The following is a 17447-nucleotide window of genomic DNA, read 5'->3' on the forward strand; positions in this document are numbered from 1 at the left end:
CTGTTGTAGAGGTGTGAAAGAGTTCGGCCTTTATTCCCATGATGGGCAAACATCACAGTCGCCGCCACCGCCGGCCATCGGCGTTAATCATCGCTTCCGCGGCATCGGGATCCCAAGTCCCCGCCTCATAGGTGGGAATGGTGTCTGGATCCGTAGGGGCATCCCAAGCACTGAGAACCGGCATCACCACCCGCCAAGCGGCTTCCACCTCATCCGCCCGCGTAAACAGGGTTTGATCCCCCAGCATGCAGTCCAGCAAGAGCCGCGCATAGGCATCCGCTGTCGCCATGCCAAAGGAGGAGCCATAGCTAAAGTCCATTTCCACCGTGCGTGTGCGCAGATCCGCACCGGGCATCTTTGCCTCAAAGCGCAGGGCAATTCCCTCATTGGGTTGGATGCGCATCGTCAGGATATTGGGATTGGTTTGGCGTGCCGCCGACTGGAAAATCAGCAGGGGCACATCGCGAAACTGAATCGAGATTTCCGTCACCTTTTTCGCTAAGCGTTTACCCGTGCGCAGATAAAAGGGCACCCCCTGCCAGCGCCAGTTATCAATCACTAGTTTGAGTGCCACATAGGTAGGAGTGGTGGAAGTGGGACTGACGCCCGGCTCTTCGCGATAGCCAACAACGGGTTTACCCTTCATCCAGCCGGCTCGGTATTGGCCGCGCACGGCACAGGCATCGAGATTATCCAAATCGGCCAAACGGGTGGCTTGGAGAACTTTTACCTTTTCGTTGCGCAGACTATCGGCATCGAGGGCGTTGGGGGGTTCCATGGCGGTCAAGGCCAATAACTGAAGGATGTGGTTTTGCACCATGTCCCGTAGGGCGCCCGAAGTTTCATAGTAGCCCGCGCGATCTTCAACCCCCACGGTTTCGGCGACGGTAATCTGCACATGATCCACGTACTGGCGGTTCCAGAGGGGTTCAAAGATGGCATTGGCAAAGCGAAAGACCATCAGGTTTTGAACGGTTTCTTTGCCGAGGTAGTGGTCAATGCGATAAACTTGCTCCTCTTTGCACACGGACTGCACCACCTCATTGAGGGCTTGGGCAGAGGTGAGATCGCGGCCAAAGGGTTTTTCAATCACGAGGCGATGCTTTTGGGGATCACTCAAGAGACCGGCAGCCCCCAGTTGCTGAATCGCTTCAACGAAAAAGTTGGGCGACACCGCAAGATAAAAGACACGATTGCCACGGGTTTGGCGTTTTTCGTCCAGTTCGGCCAAGAGGGTTTTCAGCTTGGTGTAGGTGCTTGGCTCATCCATATTGCCAGAGCAGTAAAACAAACCTTGGGCAAATTCCTGCCACAGGGGTTCGGCCTGAATGCCACCGCCAAATTCCTCAACGCCTTGGCGGAGGTGCTCACGAAAATAGTCATCGCTCCAGTGGCGACGCGCCACCCCAACAATCGTGAGTTCTGGGGGCAGACGGCGTTCGAGTTTCAGTTGATAAATAGAGGGAATGAGCTTGCGCTGGGTCAGGTCACCACTGGCACCAAAAATAACTAAAATGAGCGGCTCTGGCGTCCGCTCTTGGCGTAATCCGACCCGTAGGGGATTTTCAAATAGGGTTACCATGGGTTACACCTGTGTCACGGTTGGGTTGGCAGGGGTTTGCTGGATAAAGGATTCAACGAGGGCAACATTCTCAGGACTGCCAATAATCAGCGGTGTGCGCATGTGCAGATGATCGGGCACGACATCGAGGAGGGGTTGGGTGCCGGTACTGGCTTTGCCGCCGGCCTGTTCCACGAGGAAGGCGATCGGTGCCGCTTCGTAGAGTAGACGCAACTTACCCGCAGGATTTTTCTGGGTGCCGGGGTAGAGAAAGACGCCCCCCTGCATGAGGATGCGGTGAATATCGCCGACGAGGGCACCACTGTAGCGGGCACTGTAGCCGGGCTGGCGATGGACATGGCGGACATAGTTACGAATGGATTCTTCCCATGCCCAGAAGTTGCCTTCGTTGACACTGTAGATGGGGCCACTGGCGGGAATTTGCAGGTTCTCGATCGCCAGAATAAACTCGCCAAGGCTAGGGTCAAGGACAAAAACATGGGTGCCCCTGCCCATGGAATAGACCAGCATGGTGCTAGGACCATAGAGAATATAGCCTGCGGCAATTTGCTTGTGGCCATCTTGTAGGAGATCGGCAGCCGTCCCATCGAGATCGGTGCCCTCCTGCTGACGAATCGCAAAGATCGATCCCACATTCAGGTTAATGTCCACATTGGAGGAACCATCGAGGGGATCGTAAAGCAGCGTGTAGCGGCCAATGGGGCAATTTTCAGGAATGTAATAGGGCTTCTCCATTTCCTCGGAGGCAAGGCGACACACTAGACCACTCTGCTTAAAGGCCGCAATAAAGACTTCATTGGCATAGACATCCATTTTTTTGACATCTTCACCTTGGATGTTCACTGCCCCCGTAAAGCCCAGTACCCCCTCCATGAGGCCCGCTCGACTCAAACGGCGGGCAATAAGCTTGCCGGCAAGGGCAATGCGATTCATCAGGGCACTCAGGTCTTGGGCATCGGCATCAAAGCTTTGGAGTTGTTGAAGAACGTGGCGAGATAAGGTCAAACAATCGCGGTCGAGGGCTTGTTCGTGGGCTGCAAAATCAGTCATAGCCCCTCCCTGGTGAGGATGCATCTAGCCCCGATCCTAAACCGTCTCTTTTCAGAAGTGGTGAGTCTTTAGATCAACTAAAGATTCAGAGGCGTAGTTGTGGTTGTCGTGATGCGGTGCATGCCCGCAGCAGCAAACCCGGCAAAGGTTGCATCGGCGGTTTCACTAAAGTCCACCACCCCCGGCACCACCACAGGGGACATACAATCCTCAAGGAGATAGACCCGCTGAGCCAGTTGGGGATCGCGCTGTTGAATTTCACTGAGCAAGTCGGCCACCGTCCAAGCGACACAGTGACTTTTGGCTTGACCGGCAATGATCAGGCGATCGCCCGCCAGCAGATGCTCAATCAAAGCCGTATTCAACGGCATCAAGGGACGCCCTTGGGGGTCATGGCTCACCTCTGGGCGCAGCACCGAGTAATTTTCCGTCAGGGGATGGCTGCCCTTAAGTTCAATGCGAGTTTGCTGCTGTCGCGCCACAGTATGAAAAAAACAGGCCTCCTCCACAGCAGACACCAAGGCATGACCAATGCCCCCCAGCATGGAGTGGTAGGGCCAAATCGTCAAGGGAAACTTACCCTTAGCAGCTAGCTGAGCCACGTAGTACCGGGCATAGGCCTGAAGACTTTCCAAATCCGCTAGGGGCAGTGAAGGCAGCAGGTGAGGATTGGGCTGCCAATATCCGCTCTCCACCTCTTGAAGGGTGATGGTCGTTAAAGGTAGGGGATGCTCACCAGCGGGGTTGACCCAAAACAGAGGATGGAAAATCTGACTGGCGGTGTGGGTATCAAGAGTAACAATGATCTCGCTAATCTGGGCAAGGTGGGTGTAGATAAAGCGGCACAGGCGTTGATTATCCGCAACGGCACCGTGGACAAATAGCTCAAAATCTGGCAGGCAAAACGTGTTTTGGACATCAATGAGTAAGAGAATCGTGCGCTGCCGATCTTCACTGGCAGGGGGAATCTGGTACTGCTGTGCCCATTGGCGAGCCTGCGCTGCCCGTTCTTGGTAGGGGACACGCCACACTTGGTCAACCTTGTCGGCATCAAAGAAGTTGGGAATGGGCAGGTCTGTTGCTGCAACCATTAGCTCACTCCATGCAAGGGATACGCTAGGAAATCGTATCTAATGATACAAATGTTAATTTTTAATAAAATGCTGAGTATATCAGAAATTCTACGGATGTACAAGTATTGTTCACCTCTATAAAATTTGTGGTTAGTGAAAGTTTAATCCTCGTATAGGAGAACCTAAATGTTGGTGCGCACGCTCAAGAGTGTTTTGGAGCAACACATTGCCGGAGTTCCGGGCGTGTTAGCCGTGTTGATTGGCCGCATGACGGATGGGGCAACCATTGCCGAAATTAACTACAGTGGCAACAGCCTCGAAAATGATTCCCTAAGTTCCTTGGGTGCCTATGCCAGCGATCTGCTACGAGCCAATAATCGCGTGTGCCAAGTGGTGGATCCTGCCTCAGAGGCAGATTACTTGCTGGCAGGCTCAGCAGAGGTACGACTGGTGATCAAAGCCTTTAGCAAAACCCCCTACTTTGTTCTATTTCTTACCAAGGGTAGCACTAACCTGAAGCTGGTGTTTGAGCGGATCAAGGCCATCTTGGCGGATGGCAAGCCCCTGTTGCCGCCTGTACAAGACAACACCACCTCGATCGCCCAACTGCTCCTAAGTTATGCTCGCCGCTATGCCCCGGATCCCAACTTTGTGACACTGCGGCTATCGCTAAAAACCGGTTTGCACCGCGAGCGGCTGGAAAAAGGCCAGTTGGATGAGCGAGAAGTGCGCATTCTCTACAAGGGCGTGGCCGATATTTTGGGCGTGGAACGCCTGCCCGTTGCCCTTCCCTAAAGCTGTTTGATCCCCTTTCTTGAACAACGAGTAAAGATTTGTACCTATGTTTGAGCATCTCCGCATCGATCGCCCCCGCAAGCTGGTGGCTTTTTTTAATGAGCCTGTGATCTTCCACTGCCACCACTACAACCTGTTTTTGCAACAGACCATTGAAGACCCCGACTGGCTTGATGGGATCAGTATCCTACAGACCTCAGCCCAAGAGATTTTCTATAGCTTGCTCGCCAATGCCTTTAATACGTTGGGAGTGCAAACCCCAGGGGAACGCCTTGCCACCGCGGCACAAATTTTTAGCTTCTTGGGCCTTGGCCGTCTCAACTTTGATGTGACCGAACAGGGGGGCGAGGTGGAGTTGACCCACTCCCACTATGCAGAGGTCTGGCTAGGGAAATATGGCGAGCAGGTGAGCCGCACGAAACCCATTGATCACTTAGCCGTGGGCTATGTGGCAGCAACGCTGGATGCAACCTTTGCGGCGTTGGGTACCTATGTGGCCGAAGAAACGAGCTGCATGGCGGTGACGCGGCAGGATCACTGCATGATCCATGTGACCAAAGCACCAGTGCGCCGCTCCCTGACGCCGAGTCCGCAGATGGGCAAGCTTATTGATCAACCGGTGCCCCTGCCGAAGGCAGAAACCAGTGTGGACTACGATGCGGTAAATGAAGCCCTGTGGGAGCTACCCCTTGAAGGGGATGTGAATGGTCAAATCCGGGCGTTTAATGTCTTGTTAACGCGCATGCCCGCCAACTACTACAACCGCATTCAGTACCGCTTCTTGGATGAGCTGCAAAAGGTAGATCCGCAGCTTCTAGAGGTGGGGCAAGCCTTGATCCGTGAATCGGGCCATGTTTGTGTCTTCTACACCTTTGGCAATATCATGGAGTCTTTGGAGTGGGAAACGGTGGTTGGCCCCATGTTGAAGACCGACACAGATTGGATTCACGGGGGCTATGCCGTTGCTAGTAGCTTGGGGTGGGGTCGTTGGCAAGCCCTAGAGGTGGTCAGGAATGAATTCTGTCGGGTGGCGATTGATGGCAACTACGAAACGAACTACTTCTTGGCCTCCTATCCCCATGCCCTGCAACCCGCCTGCTACTTTGCCCAAGGGGCGGTGCCTGCAATGATGAACGTTGTCTATAACGGGTGCATTCAGCAAAAGCCTGTCTTGGATGAGGCGTTTTACAATCGTCTCTTTCAACGGGGCGGTGTATTTCAAGGGGCAGAGGTGAAGGCACGGGAAAAGGGTGATCCTTGGTGTGAATTCTATGCTCAACGCCTATAAGTCAGTTCTAAAGGATGTCAATTCAACTCTCTAAACGTCGGGAATGTGGGGGCACATGGGTGGTGGACGTTGATTTAGGACGATCGCCCACGGAAAAGGAACTTGCCACCCTTGCCCAGCGCCATGGTGGTCGCTGTCGCCAGTTTCAACAGTTGGTGTGGTTAGATCTGCCTAGCGGTCGGATTACGGCTTCACTGCGGCTGTCGCGTCTGACGATTCGCTTGGGGGATAAAGCCATTGAAGCGGCGATTATTGCGGATTTGCAGCAGCTGGCTGAGGGGAGTGTGCCGACGTTTGCAATGGATGTCTAGCAGGGGTTATGGCGGGTTGGCTCGGCACGTACGACTTCCTACTGGTTGCAATGACCCTAGGGGCGATGCTGGCCTTGTCACTGTATTTACCCCTGATGAGTGGCCAACTCTCCCTTGCGAGTCCAGCCTTTTATGCCATGGGTGGCTATATTGCTGCCTTGGTCTCAACCCGTCTTTTTCCTAACCTGAATCCCTATCCTGTGCCGCTGGTCCTAGGGGAAATGGCTTTGGCTGCTGTGGTCTGTGGCTTGGTGGGATGGGGCTTGGGGGTGCCGGTATTGCGGTTGCGGGGCATCTATTTTGCCATTGCCACGATCGCTTTCTCTGAGGTGCTGCGGGTATTGGCACTGAACCTAGAGATCACTGGGGGGGCGATCGGCATCTTTGGCATTCCCCAACCCTTTAGTACACCCTTGGGCTACTTGTGGCTGACGCTGCCCCTGCTGATCATGGTGGCGATCGCCATCGGTCGCTTGGAACAAACCCGTGCGGGCAAGGCAATGCAGGCCATTCGTGCTGATGAATTGGTGGCACAGACCCTCGGCATGGATACCACTCGCTATAAGGTTTTCGGCTTTGCCTTGGGGGCGATTCTGGCGGGAGTGGCGGGAGTTTTGGCTGCGCATCTTTTGAATACTTGGAATCCGCGGCAGGGCACGTTTGATACGGGGGTGCTGGCGCTGACGGCGGTATTGGTGGGGGGCAATCGCACGTTTATGGGGGCGATCGCTGGCGGTATGCTCTTTACGGCCTTACCAGAATTCCTACGGGGACTCGCCGATCAACCCTACTTACCCGCCGCAGTGGCCACTTTTTTCCGCGATGGGCGTCTGATGCTCTATGGATTGCTGATTATCCTCGGCACGCGGTTTTTTCCCAAGGGGTTATGCCAGCCTCCCAACTGGCGATCGCTCTGGTGCACCCTATTCGGCAATAAAACAAGGAAAATGTGATCAGTTCTCCTTCATTCGGCTGCTTCATGTCGCACCCTCGTCGCCTCATTGAGTCCCGCTTGCCCCTACAACCCATCTCCGAGGCCTCCGCCCGCGAAAAGTCCATTCGCCACGGCCACATTTCTACGCTCCACATCTGGTGGGCACGGCGACCCTTGGCGGCCAGTCGAGCAGCGGTCTTTGCCACCTTGGTACCCAATACCGATGAAAATGCCAAGCTGGTGGAGGCGATTGTCCCTTGGGAGGCGGTTAAAGATGGCAACACCCCGGCCATTGAGAAGGCGCGGCAGCAAATTTTAGAAGCTTTTGGTGGTACACCCCCACGGGTATTGGATCTCTTTGCCGGGGGTGGGGCGATTCCCCTTGAGGCCTTGCGCTTGGGCTGTGAAACCTATGCCGTGGATTTGAATCCTGTAGCCTATTTGCTGCTGAAAGGGACACTGGAATACCCCCAACGCTATGGCCAGCCCAATAGCCGTGCGATTCCTGAATACATTCGCGCCCGTGATGCCCAAAACCGCACCCAACAATCTTTGCTGCTCAGTGGTGAGACGGGGGAATGGCAGCAGGCCTATGCCCAAAATCCCTTGGCCACGGAAGTGCGTTATTGGGGCGAGTGGGTATTGGAGCGAGCACGCTCAGAACTAGCGGACTTTTATCCAGTAGATGGCGATGGCAAGACGCCGCTAGCCTATCTCTGGGCACGGACAGTGACGTGTACGAACCCCACCTGTCGAGCCGAAGTCCCGCTTGTGCGCCAATGGTGGCTAGCGAAAAAAGAGAAAAAGCGCCTTGCCCTCAAACCCTGCGTGGATACAGCAACGAAAACCATCACCTTTGATGTGGTGGAAGTCCCTGCGGGAGCCACTTGGCCAGAGGAGGGCACTGTTCAGCGGGGGAATGCAACGTGTCCAGTTTGTGGGACAACGATTCCAGCCAAAGATATTCAAACTAAGGCGAGGAAAAAACAGTGGGGACAAAGAATCATGGCTACTGTCTTATCTGACCAGCGTGGGGATGGCAAAGTTTATCGGTCAGCCAATCAAGATGACTTCGATAGCTTTGAGAAAGCAAAAACTAGGCTTTCGGAGGTTGCTCAACTCAGTAGTTCCTTTGAGAATTTGCCACTCCTACCCAATGAGCCAATTCCCTATGACCCCAGAGCTTTTACACCCTGTATTTACGGATTCCAAACTTGGGGAGACCTCTTTAACGCGCGGCAAGCCTTGGCCTTGGTCACGTTTGCCCAGTGGGTTCGCGCTGCCCACACAGAAATGCTGCAACGGGGCATGGAGGAGGAGTTCGCAAAGGCAGTCACAACCTACTTGAGCCTAATTCTTGATCGTGTGATTGACAAAAATGCTTCCATTGTTGTTTGGGACAACACACGGGATAACCCAACTCACGTTTTCTCGCGTCAAGCTCTACCCATGGTTTGGGATTATGCGGAAATTAATCCCTTAATTAATAATGGTTGGCCTAACGCAGCTCAGTGGGTTTGGCTCTCTATTCAATCGCTTTCTTTTGCAAGTATCTTGCCTGTTACTGTAAAACGCGCAACTGCCACATCTCTTCCCTTTACTGACAACTTCTTTGATGCCATTGTCACCGATCCCCCCTACTACGATGCTGTGCCCTATGCTGACCTCTCGGACTTTTTCTATGTCTGGCTGCGGCGCACCGTCGGGCATCTCTATCCAGAGCACTTTCGCACCCCCCTCACCCCCAAAGGCCAAGAAATTGTCCAAAATCCCGTCCGCCACAGTGGTGACAACGACAAGGCCAAAGCTTTCTTTGAAACCATGATGCAGCAGGCCTTTCAGGAAATGCACCGCATCCTCAAACCACGGGGAAAAGCCACCATTGTCTTTGCCCACAAAAGCACCGATGCTTGGGAAACCCTGATTAGCGCCCTCATTGCCGCTGGCTTTCAGGTGCAAGCCTCATGGCCACTGCATACAGAAATGCAAACACGCCTACGGGCACGCAACTCAGCGGCACTGGCCTCTTCAACATTCCTCAGTTGCACCAAGCGGGAGGGTGGTCAGCGGGGCTTGTTCACCAGTGTGCGCAATCAGATGCAAGCGTCGATTCGGCCTCGCCTAGAGCAGTTTTGGCAAGCGGGGATTCGTGGCGCGGACTTTTTCATGTCGGCGATCGGCCCAGGGCTAGAGGCCTACAGTGCCTACGATGTGGTGCAACGTGCCGATGGTCGGGCAGTCACCGTGGGCGAACTCTTGATGGAGGTACGCAAAATTGTGCTGGAGTTTGCCCTTGAGCAGGTGCTGGGGACAACAAGTGTCGCTGATGTGGATAGCCCGACGCAATTTGCCCTCTTGGCACTGTGGGCCTATGGCAATGAGTTGCCCTCCGATGAAGCCCGCAAGCTGGCCCAAAGTACCGGGGTGGAGTTGAGTGAGCTGGGCAGTCTAGTGCAGATCAAGGGAGAAAAGACCCTCTTGCCCAGTGCCAAGGAACGCAGCCAAAAGGACAAGAACTTTGGGTTTGGTGAGGCGGTACCCATCATTGATGCCCTGCATCGGTCACTGTTGCTGCTGCCAGAGGAAGGCCGCGAGGGGGTTGCCAAGTACCTCGATGAGGTGGGGTATCTTCAGCAGCCGAGTTTTTGGGTGGTGACCCAAGCCCTTGCCGATATTCTCGATGACCGCTTGCTTCATGAATTCCTCGCCTATCGCGAAAGTCTGCCGCAACTGATTCAACCTGATCAAGGACAACTCAGCCTATGACGCCTCCCTTCACGACGGTTTCCCTAACCTTGCCCAGTGACCTGACACAGCTTGAGGCTCTATTGGCATGGTTCAATCAGTACCGTCCGACGACGCTGCCCCTTGAGGAGTGGTTGAAACTAGAGCTAGCTCTCGCAGAGGGATTCACCAATGCCGTTCGCCATGCCCATCGCAATCGCGCCAGCAACACCCCCATTCGCATTGATCTCTCCCTTGCAGACACTGTGATTGAATTGCGCATCTGGGATCAAGGGGATCCCTTTGATTTGATGGCAAAGCTAAAAACGCTGCCCTCCCAAATTGCTCTTGATGCTGAAGGGGGACGCGGCCTGCGCCTCTTGGCAACCATTATGGATGAATTGGACTATCAACGCATTGACACGGGCGGCAACTGTTTGATTCTGCGCAAAACTGTGAAGTCCAAACCCCAATAGGCCGCTATTTGTGGGGAAAAAGGCGGGCTTCCAGTTCTTCATAGGGGGCATCAAAGGGACAGCGATCGCTCATCGAACAGTGGCGACAGTATTTGCTATCGCTATAACGTTCGAGGTTCTGACGGTTAAAAAAGTAAGGTTTGTGGCTAAACGTGCTGGCGACCCACTGCCACGAAAGGTTATTACTTGCTGGATCGCCATCGAGCAAGTGCTGCAAAAACCAAGCGGCTCCCGCCTGCCAGCGCACGCGACACCAATGCACCACATAAGCTGCCAGCCAGAGTCGGGCATGATTGTGCAAGTACCCCGTTTGTTGCAGGTCGCAACTAAAGGCATCCATACAGGCTAGACCCGTTTCCCCAGCGAGGAGGGCAGGGGGCAATTCCGGTTGATAATCTGTTGCTTGCCAACCCGTTTTGTAGGGTTCAATGTCCTGCCACAGGCGATCGCCCCAACGGGCATAGAGGCGCTGCCAATAGTCTCGCCACGCCAGTTGTTGGAGGAGAGCCTCCGCTTGATGGGGGTGAGCTACCGCTTGCCACACGCGATCGCGCACCGTTGCCAAACTAATCACCCCATGGCGCAAATAGGCCGAAAGCCCCGTCACTGCCCCCGCCAAGAAATTGCGAGTCTTGCCATAGCGTAGGGGCTGGATTTTTTCCAAACGCTCTTGAGCCGCTCTTTGACCCCCACGGGTTTCACTGACAACATCGTCGTCTCCCACCACATCTGCAAACACTTGACGTAGGTAGGGCACATAGGCGTCACGCATGCCTTGAATTCGCTCCACAGCCGCCGCACGAAGCAAGTCTTCAGGAGAGTGAGTCATGGGTCTAGGGAGTGAGCAAACGTTGCAGGCGATCGCGATTATCTAAGTGTCCGACAATGCGGCGCACGGGTTGCGGATAAACCCGCACTAAGGTTGGTGTGGCTTGGACTTGATCCTCCTCTGCCAGTTCCGGCTGCTTCGTCACATCCACCACCTTGAGGGTATAGGGCACCTTCAGGGAGCGACTCAGCAAATCATGGAGGTTTTTCAGGGCGACCTCAGCCGCATGGGTTTCCCCGCGCACATAGAGGCGAAAGACATAGCGATCGGGTTCCGAAGGACGCGGTGCAAAAGTGCTGAGGGGTGTCGCCTCCTGCAAATCATAGACGAGCTGGTGATGCTCCCACAGTTGAGGAAAGCTGCTGCGGTAGGCCTCTAGGGCTTGCAGATCGCAAGGATGCTGCGGATCCTGTACCAGCTGCCAAGGCAACACTGGTTGGTCAGGCGGGGCAAACAGAGCATTCAAGAGGGGACGATGCGGCCACGCCAAAGGATAGACCTCCGCCGCCACCCGTAGGCATTGCTGCTCCTCATCAAACCAATAATCTACCGCCGCTGTGTAGCAGGGAGAGAGAAATAGGGGTGGCTCCTCCAAATCCAAGAGTTGTTGCAAGGCTTGACAGAGCGATCGGTGCCACTGTCCCTGCTTGGAGGGGTCACGGCAAAAGACCACATCCTCCCCCGGTGTAAAGAGCGCCAACCCCTTGTATAAGACAGGCTTGAGGTTAACCATTGCCCTAGACACGACCCCGCAGAATTTGCGCCATTTCGTTAGGTTTGGGAGAGTGTTCGATAGCGGTTTCTTCGTCAATCCGCCCCGCCTCATAGAGTTCATAGAGGCACTGGTTCATCGTGCACATGCCGTCGTAGGTACACTGCGGAATAATCGCCTCGATTTCCTCCACTTCACCCCGCAAAATGTAGTCCTTGATGGCATCGGTGTTGATCATGATCTCGTGAATCGCCGCCCGCTTGCCATCCGTCGTGCGCACAAGGGCTTGGGCAATGACCGCCACCAGCGATTCTGCCACCTGCATCCGCATTGGCCCCTGTTCATCGGGGTTGTAGAGGTTGAGGATCCGCTCAATCGTTTTCACGGCACTGTTGGTGTGCAACGTACCAAAGACCAAGTGACCCGTTTGCGCTGCTTTTAGGGCTGTATTCACTGTCTCGCGATCGCGCATCTCCCCAATCAGAATAATGTCGGGGTCTTCCCGCAGTGAAGCCTTGAGGGCATTGTCAAATTTCAGCGTGTGGATGCCCACCTCCCGCTGGCGAATCAAAGAACGGCGGCTTTGGTGCACAAACTCAATCGGGTCTTCAATCGAGATAATGTGCTTTTGCATTTCCGTGTTGATGTAGTCCACCATTGCCGCAAGGGTAGTGGACTTCCCAGAACCTGTGGGTCCTGTCACCAGAATCAAGCCCTTGTGATAGTGGCAGAGATCCTTGAAGACCGGCGGTAAGTTCAACTGCTCCAGCGTGAGAATCTTCACAGGGATCAAGCGCAGCACCATGGCGGGGCCTTTGAGGGCGACAAAGATGTTAATCCGCACACGGCATAGCCCCTCGTACTGGTAGGCGCCATCGTATTCCAAATGGGTGCGAAACTGCTCAATTTGTTGCGGTGTCAGCAGTTCGTTGAGCCAGTAGTTAAAGGTTTCTTCATCAGTCACGGGGTAGTTGGTGATTTCTAATTTCCCGCGATCGCGAAAGCGCGGCGCTTCGCCAACCCCCACGTGAATATCGGAATAGCCGTGCTCAAAAGCCTCGCGCACCAGTTGTTCCATCGTGGGGCCAGAAATACGCGCGGCCGGTGTCGGCATCGGTTGGGTCGGTACCCCCTGTTGGGGCATTCCCGGCTGCGGTGGCATCGGTCGTGGGGGCATCCCCGGTTGCGGTGGCATGGGTCGGGGCGGCATGCCCGGTTGGGGAGGCATCCCTTGGGGTGGGGGGGCAGTAGGCCGGGGCGGCGCCATTCCCGGTTGGGGGGGCATCGGCGGAGCACCCGCCCCCATTGGCGGACGGGGGGGAGCCATTGGCGGTGAATTGGGCACACGCGGCGGTGGAGGAGGAGGACTTTGGGGATTGGTCATAGGGAGACTCGTGAGAGGGCTAGGAATGGATCAGGTATTTTCAGTGTGCCACTGTTCTTGGCCAACCATAGGGGTCATTAGCATTATGTTAAGACTTGACGGCACAGGAAAACCCACAGGGGCAACACCCCCACAAAACTCAGCGTACTCAGGGCAATCACGGCAGGGGGCAAATCGGTGTTCAGTTCATATTCCTCCGCCAAAATCAAGGCGGCAAAGGCAGTAGGTGTACCGGCCATAATGGCGATCGCCAGCAAGTCATCACCCCGTAGCCCCAAGCCATAGGTAATTCCAATCATTGCTAGGGGCAGCAGCAGGGTTTTTACCAACATGGGCACCACGGCCATGCGAAAGCTCTGCCAGCCCGGCAACCGACTCAGGCGAATACCCGTAAGGACAAAGGCAAAGGGAATCACCAAGTGAATATCCGTCTCACACAAACGGTCAATCACCGCAGGAAACCCAAGATCATGGGTGGCAAAGCCCGCCATTGACGCCCAAAGGGTCGGCACCGTTGGAATCACCATTAAGGCGCGCCACCAAGGTTGATCATTGCCTTTGCCGTAGTACTGACCAAGAAAGGAGCCAAGGCCATAGGTACCGAGGGCATTTTGGGTGATAGCATAGAATGCCGCCCAAGGCAATGCCGTGGCACTCAGAAGCGGAATTGAGACCCCCAAGCCGACAAAACCGGTGTTGCCGAGAATGCTGGCAATCAAATAACTCCCCTGAAAGCGGCGACTTTCTCCCTCTGGAACTGTACTCGTCAGAAAGGGAGGGGTATATTGCAGCCACTGCGGTTGAAAGTAACGTTTCTGCCAATGGTAGAGGCCTTGGGCAAGGGTATAGCCGACAGTCAGCGCCACAAAGGCCAGCACCGGTGCCAACCAAATTAACCCCGCGAAGTTGGTCTGCCGCACTAAGGCAAAAATTTGAATGGGCACCCCGACCCAATAGAGACCACGTCCCAACCATTGGGGAATCACTGCCGGCAACCAACGGCCACAGATGAACCCCAGACTTGTCCAAATGACTAAGGGGCTAGCTGCGCTGAGTGCATCCGCCATCGCGATCGCCCTTAACGATTCTCCACTAAATATACTGTGGATATTCCTAAATACAGGAGTTGACTCATGGTGTTCCAAAAGGGATCCGCCCTGCGGTTTGTGGTGCTCTTGGGGGTGGTGTCCCTCTGTGCCGATGCCACCTATGAAGGGGCGCGCAGTCTCACGGGCGTCTATTTAGGGGTATTGGGTGCCAGTGGGACAGTTGTCGGCCTCGTGGCAGGCTTGGGCGAGTTCATTGGCTATGGTCTGCGCCTTGTGATTGGCTATGTGAGCGATCGCACCCGTGCCTATTGGCGCATTACCACCCTTGGTTACGCCATCAATACCCTAGCTGTGCCCCTCATGGCCTTGGCCCATCGTTGGGAAGTCCTAGCGGGATTCATGATTGCTGAGCGCACGGGCAAAGCCATTCGTACACCCCCCCGCGATGTTTTGCTCTCCTACGGTGCCCATCAAGTGGGTCGTGGAGTGGGGTTTGGTCTCCATGAAGCAATGGATCAGATTGGTGCCGTTGTTGGGCCGCTGATCGTGGCCGGCGTCTTTGCCCTCACCCAACACTATCAATGGAGTTTTGCCGTTCTTGCCATTCCCGCCCTGATCGGTTTGGTCGTTTTGGGGGTGACGCAACGGCGGTACCCAGAGCCACGGGACTTTGAAACAGTGGTTCAGGATTTGGATACCAAAAGACTACCAAGGCTGTTTTGGATTTATCTATTGGCCGTGGCCTTTCTGGGTGCTGGTTATGTGGATTTCCCCTTGATTGCTTTTCATTTACAGCAGGGAGACAGTCTGCAAACCAGCCAAATTCCACTGCTCTATGCCTTGGCGATGGGGGTTGATGCGGTGGCTGCCCTCCTCTTTGGGTACTTACTGGATCGCATTGGCATCATGGCCTTGATCCTTGCGGTTGTGCTGTCGGTGGGCTTCGCTCCCTTGGTTTTCCTCAGTTCTGCGGTGATTTGGGGCATGGTGCTGTGGGGCATTGGCATGGGTGCCCAAGAATCCATTGTGCGGGCGATCGTCGCTAACCTCGTCCCCCCAGAACGGCGGGGGTCGGCCTATGGCATCTTCAGCACTGGCTACGGTTTGGCGTGGTTCTTGGGGAGTTTGCTCATGGGCGTGCTCTACGATCGCTCCTTGGGGCTGTTGGTACTGGTGTCGGTGGTGCTGCAACTACTGGGACTGCCACTGCTATTGTGGATTAGGCAAGGGGCGAGGCATCGTGCTTAGGGGCTGCTTCTTCGGCGAGCGCCTGCAACCGATAGAGATGGGCATATACCCCGTTGCGCGCCAAGAGTTCACTGTGGGTTCCCTGCTCCACCAGTTGTCCCCGCTTGAGCACAAAAATGCGTTCCACATGGCGGATCGTGGCGAGGCGGTGGGCAATAATAATGGCGGTTCGATTGACCAAGAGGCGGTTCAAGGCCTCCTGAATCATCACCTCTGTGCCCACATCCAAATTGGCAGTTGCCTCATCAAGGACGAGGATTTCCGGATTGCGAATCGCCACCCGCGCAAAGGCCAAGAGTTGCCGCTGGCCTGCCGATAGATTCGTGCCCCGCTGTCGCAGGGGGGTGTCATAGCCTTGGGGCAATTGCTCAATGAACTCAGCAATGTTCATTTCTGCGGCCACCCGCTGAATTGCGGCAAGGGTGTAATTGTCGCCAAGGGCAATGTTGCTTTTCACATCTCCGGAAAAGAGAAAGCTATCCTGCAAAATCACGCCAATGTGCTGCCGCAGTTCTGCTTGGGTGAATTCACGGACATTGCGACCGCCAACGAGCACTTCGCCCTGCGTGGGATCATAGAGGCGACAGAGCAAGCGAATAATCGAACTTTTGCCTGCACCTGTGGGGCCAACAATCGCCACCTTCTCGCCAGCGCGAATTTGAAAGGACAGTTGCTTAAGCACATAATCGTCGTCTTTGTAGGCTAACCAGACATCGCGAAACTCAACGGCAGCGGCTGTATTTGCTGTCTTGGGTAAACGCAAAAAGGTGCGATCGGGATCCTGAATTTCAATCGGTTCTGAGAGCAGATCATGGATGCGCTCAATGGCGGTTAAGCCCGCTTGCACCGTGGTAAATTTCTCGGCTAACTGCCGCAATGGATCAAAGACGCGCTGGGAAAAAAGGATAAACGTGGCCAAGGTGCCAAAGTCAATGGTGCGCTGCTCCACCAAAGCGCCTCCGAGCCAGAGCACACCGGCGATCGCCACAAAGGCAATCCACTCTAAGGTTGCTGATACTGCGGCATCGTAGAAAATGGTTTGATCCACCTCTTTAACGTAGCGTTGATTGCGCCGCCGAAACAATTGGCTATTAAACGCCTCGCGGCGAAACAGTTGCACCACCGTAATGCCGACAATGTTTTCCTGAAGATCGGCATTCAGCAGCGATAGCTCCTCCCGCGATTTATAGTTAGCTACCCGATAGCGATGTTGAAAATAGATAATCAGGGCGGTGATCGGCAGCACCAAGGCGAGCAGCAGGGTTGCCAGCAGGCGGTCAATGAAAAACATCGTCAGGATGACCACCAGCATTGAAAACACATCACTGAGAACCCCCACAGCCCCAGTGGCAAAGACATCCCCCAAGGCGTCCACATCACTCGTTAAGCGGGTAATCAGCTTACCAACAGGGGTGCGGTCAAAAAAGCGGGAGGACAAGTGCAGCACATGGTCAAATAAGTCGTGGCGAATATCGGCGGTAATGTTTTGGCCAATTTTTTGAATCCAGTATCCCTGCACCGCCTGCACCCCAAATCGCAACACCACCGTAACCAAGAGTGCAATGCTTAGTAGATCAATGCCTTGGGTCAGGGTCAAGGTTTTCAAAAAGCGGTAGGTACTCTCTTCCCCCTTGAGGAGGGCGATCGCCTGCCCAATAATAATGGGCTGTAATGCTGCCGCTGCCGCCAAAGGAATCAAGAGCAAGCTACTCCCCACCAGTCCCCAACGATAGGGCTTAAGGTAAGGAATCAGTCGTTGCAAAAGTTGCCAATCCGTGGAGCGTGTTGCCGCTGTCATGCCCTGCTGAACGTTGTGAAGGTACTCTTTCCCAGTCTAGTCTGGGGCTGTAATTGTTTGTAACAATCTACACGCTTCTGGCAGTTGTCATTTCGCCTTGCCTCAGCTAAGCTAAAGTTAGTTCGGGCTATTCAATCCCCCGCATAGCCCCACTGAAATCCCCGAAAAGGTAAGTTATGCCGAAAGGGTAACGC

15 protein-coding genes are annotated in these 17447 nt (G+C 54.7%); 7 read left to right on the forward strand and 8 right to left on the reverse strand.

The genetic code is table 11. From position 1 onward, the window contains the following. Nucleotides 1-52: 52 nt before the first annotated feature. The 3 genes from zwf to NBE99_RS09675 all read right to left on the reverse strand — a co-directional run bounded on the left by zwf (nt 53) and on the right by NBE99_RS09675 (nt 3723). Nucleotides 53-1582 (reverse strand): glucose-6-phosphate dehydrogenase, encoded by a 1530-nt coding sequence (gene zwf, locus NBE99_RS09665; RefSeq protein ID WP_250681873.1) that lies wholly within the window; start codon nt 1580-1582, stop codon nt 53-55. 3 nt (nt 1583-1585) lie between these two features. After that, a complete protein-coding gene (gene fbp / locus NBE99_RS09670; protein ID WP_250681874.1) occupies nt 1586-2632 on the reverse strand; it encodes a class 1 fructose-bisphosphatase in 1047 nt (348 codons plus the stop codon). Between the two features lie 77 nt (nt 2633-2709). Further along, complete coding sequence (locus tag NBE99_RS09675) at nt 2710-3723, reverse strand: isochorismatase (RefSeq protein WP_250681875.1); 1014 nt, start codon at nt 3721-3723, stop codon at nt 2710-2712. A 168-nt stretch (nt 3724-3891) separates the two neighbouring features. On the opposite strand from NBE99_RS09675, the gene NBE99_RS09680 reads away from it, so the two are divergent. From NBE99_RS09680 to NBE99_RS09705, 6 genes are read left to right on the forward strand one after another with little or no spacing between them, the layout of a single operon-like run. Next, nucleotides 3892-4500: a hypothetical protein gene (locus NBE99_RS09680; RefSeq protein WP_250681876.1), complete on the forward strand. Its 609-nt coding sequence runs from the start codon at nt 3892-3894 to the stop codon at nt 4498-4500. Between the two features lie 46 nt (nt 4501-4546). Beyond that, entirely contained in the window at nt 4547-5788 is a 1242-nt protein-coding gene (locus tag NBE99_RS09685) for a hypothetical protein (protein WP_250681877.1), read from the forward strand. A 59-nt stretch (nt 5789-5847) separates the two neighbouring features. Then, complete coding sequence (locus NBE99_RS09690; protein WP_250681878.1) at nt 5848-6099, forward strand: hypothetical protein; 252 nt, start codon at nt 5848-5850, stop codon at nt 6097-6099. Nucleotides 6100-6107: 8 nt separating this feature from the next. Continuing rightward, complete coding sequence (locus NBE99_RS09695; protein ID WP_250681879.1) at nt 6108-7052, forward strand: branched-chain amino acid ABC transporter permease; 945 nt, start codon at nt 6108-6110, stop codon at nt 7050-7052. A gap of 26 nt (nt 7053-7078) precedes the next feature. Further along, nucleotides 7079-9799, forward strand: a complete 2721-nt coding sequence (locus NBE99_RS09700; RefSeq protein WP_250681880.1) for a DUF1156 domain-containing protein — start codon at nt 7079-7081, stop codon at nt 9797-9799. Continuing rightward, nucleotides 9796-10233, forward strand: a complete 438-nt coding sequence (locus tag NBE99_RS09705) for an ATP-binding protein (RefSeq protein ID WP_250681881.1) — start codon at nt 9796-9798, stop codon at nt 10231-10233. The genes NBE99_RS09700 and NBE99_RS09705 overlap by 4 nt, the downstream gene beginning before the upstream one ends. Before the next feature lie 4 nt (nt 10234-10237). Here NBE99_RS09705 and NBE99_RS09710 read toward each other — a convergent pair whose 3' ends face one another. The 4 genes from NBE99_RS09710 to NBE99_RS09725 all read right to left on the reverse strand — a co-directional run bounded on the left by NBE99_RS09710 (nt 10238) and on the right by NBE99_RS09725 (nt 14225). Then, complete coding sequence (locus tag NBE99_RS09710; protein ID WP_250681882.1) at nt 10238-11062, reverse strand: FAD-binding domain-containing protein; 825 nt, start codon at nt 11060-11062, stop codon at nt 10238-10240. 4 nt (nt 11063-11066) lie between these two features. Next, nucleotides 11067-11795, reverse strand: a complete 729-nt coding sequence (locus NBE99_RS09715) for a circadian clock KaiB family protein (protein WP_250681883.1) — start codon at nt 11793-11795, stop codon at nt 11067-11069. 4 nt (nt 11796-11799) lie between these two features. Then, complete coding sequence (locus tag NBE99_RS09720) at nt 11800-13158, reverse strand: type IV pilus twitching motility protein PilT (RefSeq protein WP_250681884.1); 1359 nt, start codon at nt 13156-13158, stop codon at nt 11800-11802. 83 nt (nt 13159-13241) lie between these two features. Then, the gene (locus NBE99_RS09725; RefSeq protein ID WP_250681885.1) at nt 13242-14225 is read right to left on the reverse strand and encodes an AEC family transporter; all 984 of its coding nucleotides are present in this window, start codon (nt 14223-14225) and stop codon (nt 13242-13244) included. Between the two features lie 69 nt (nt 14226-14294). Between NBE99_RS09725 and NBE99_RS09730 the strand changes: the two genes are divergently transcribed. Then, nucleotides 14295-15455 (forward strand): MFS transporter, encoded by a 1161-nt coding sequence (locus tag NBE99_RS09730; RefSeq protein WP_315897332.1) that lies wholly within the window; start codon nt 14295-14297, stop codon nt 15453-15455. On the opposite strand, the gene NBE99_RS09735 is transcribed toward NBE99_RS09730, so the two are convergent. Then, entirely contained in the window at nt 15427-17253 is a 1827-nt protein-coding gene (locus tag NBE99_RS09735) for an ABC transporter ATP-binding protein (RefSeq protein ID WP_250681887.1), read from the reverse strand. The two genes, NBE99_RS09730 and NBE99_RS09735, sit on opposite strands and share 29 nt — an antisense overlap. Nucleotides 17254-17447 lie beyond the last annotated feature (194 nt).

Source organism: Thermosynechococcus sp. HN-54 (genome assembly GCF_023650955.1).
In the GTDB taxonomy this organism is placed as follows: Bacteria; Cyanobacteriota; Cyanobacteriia; order Thermosynechococcales; family Thermosynechococcaceae; genus Thermosynechococcus.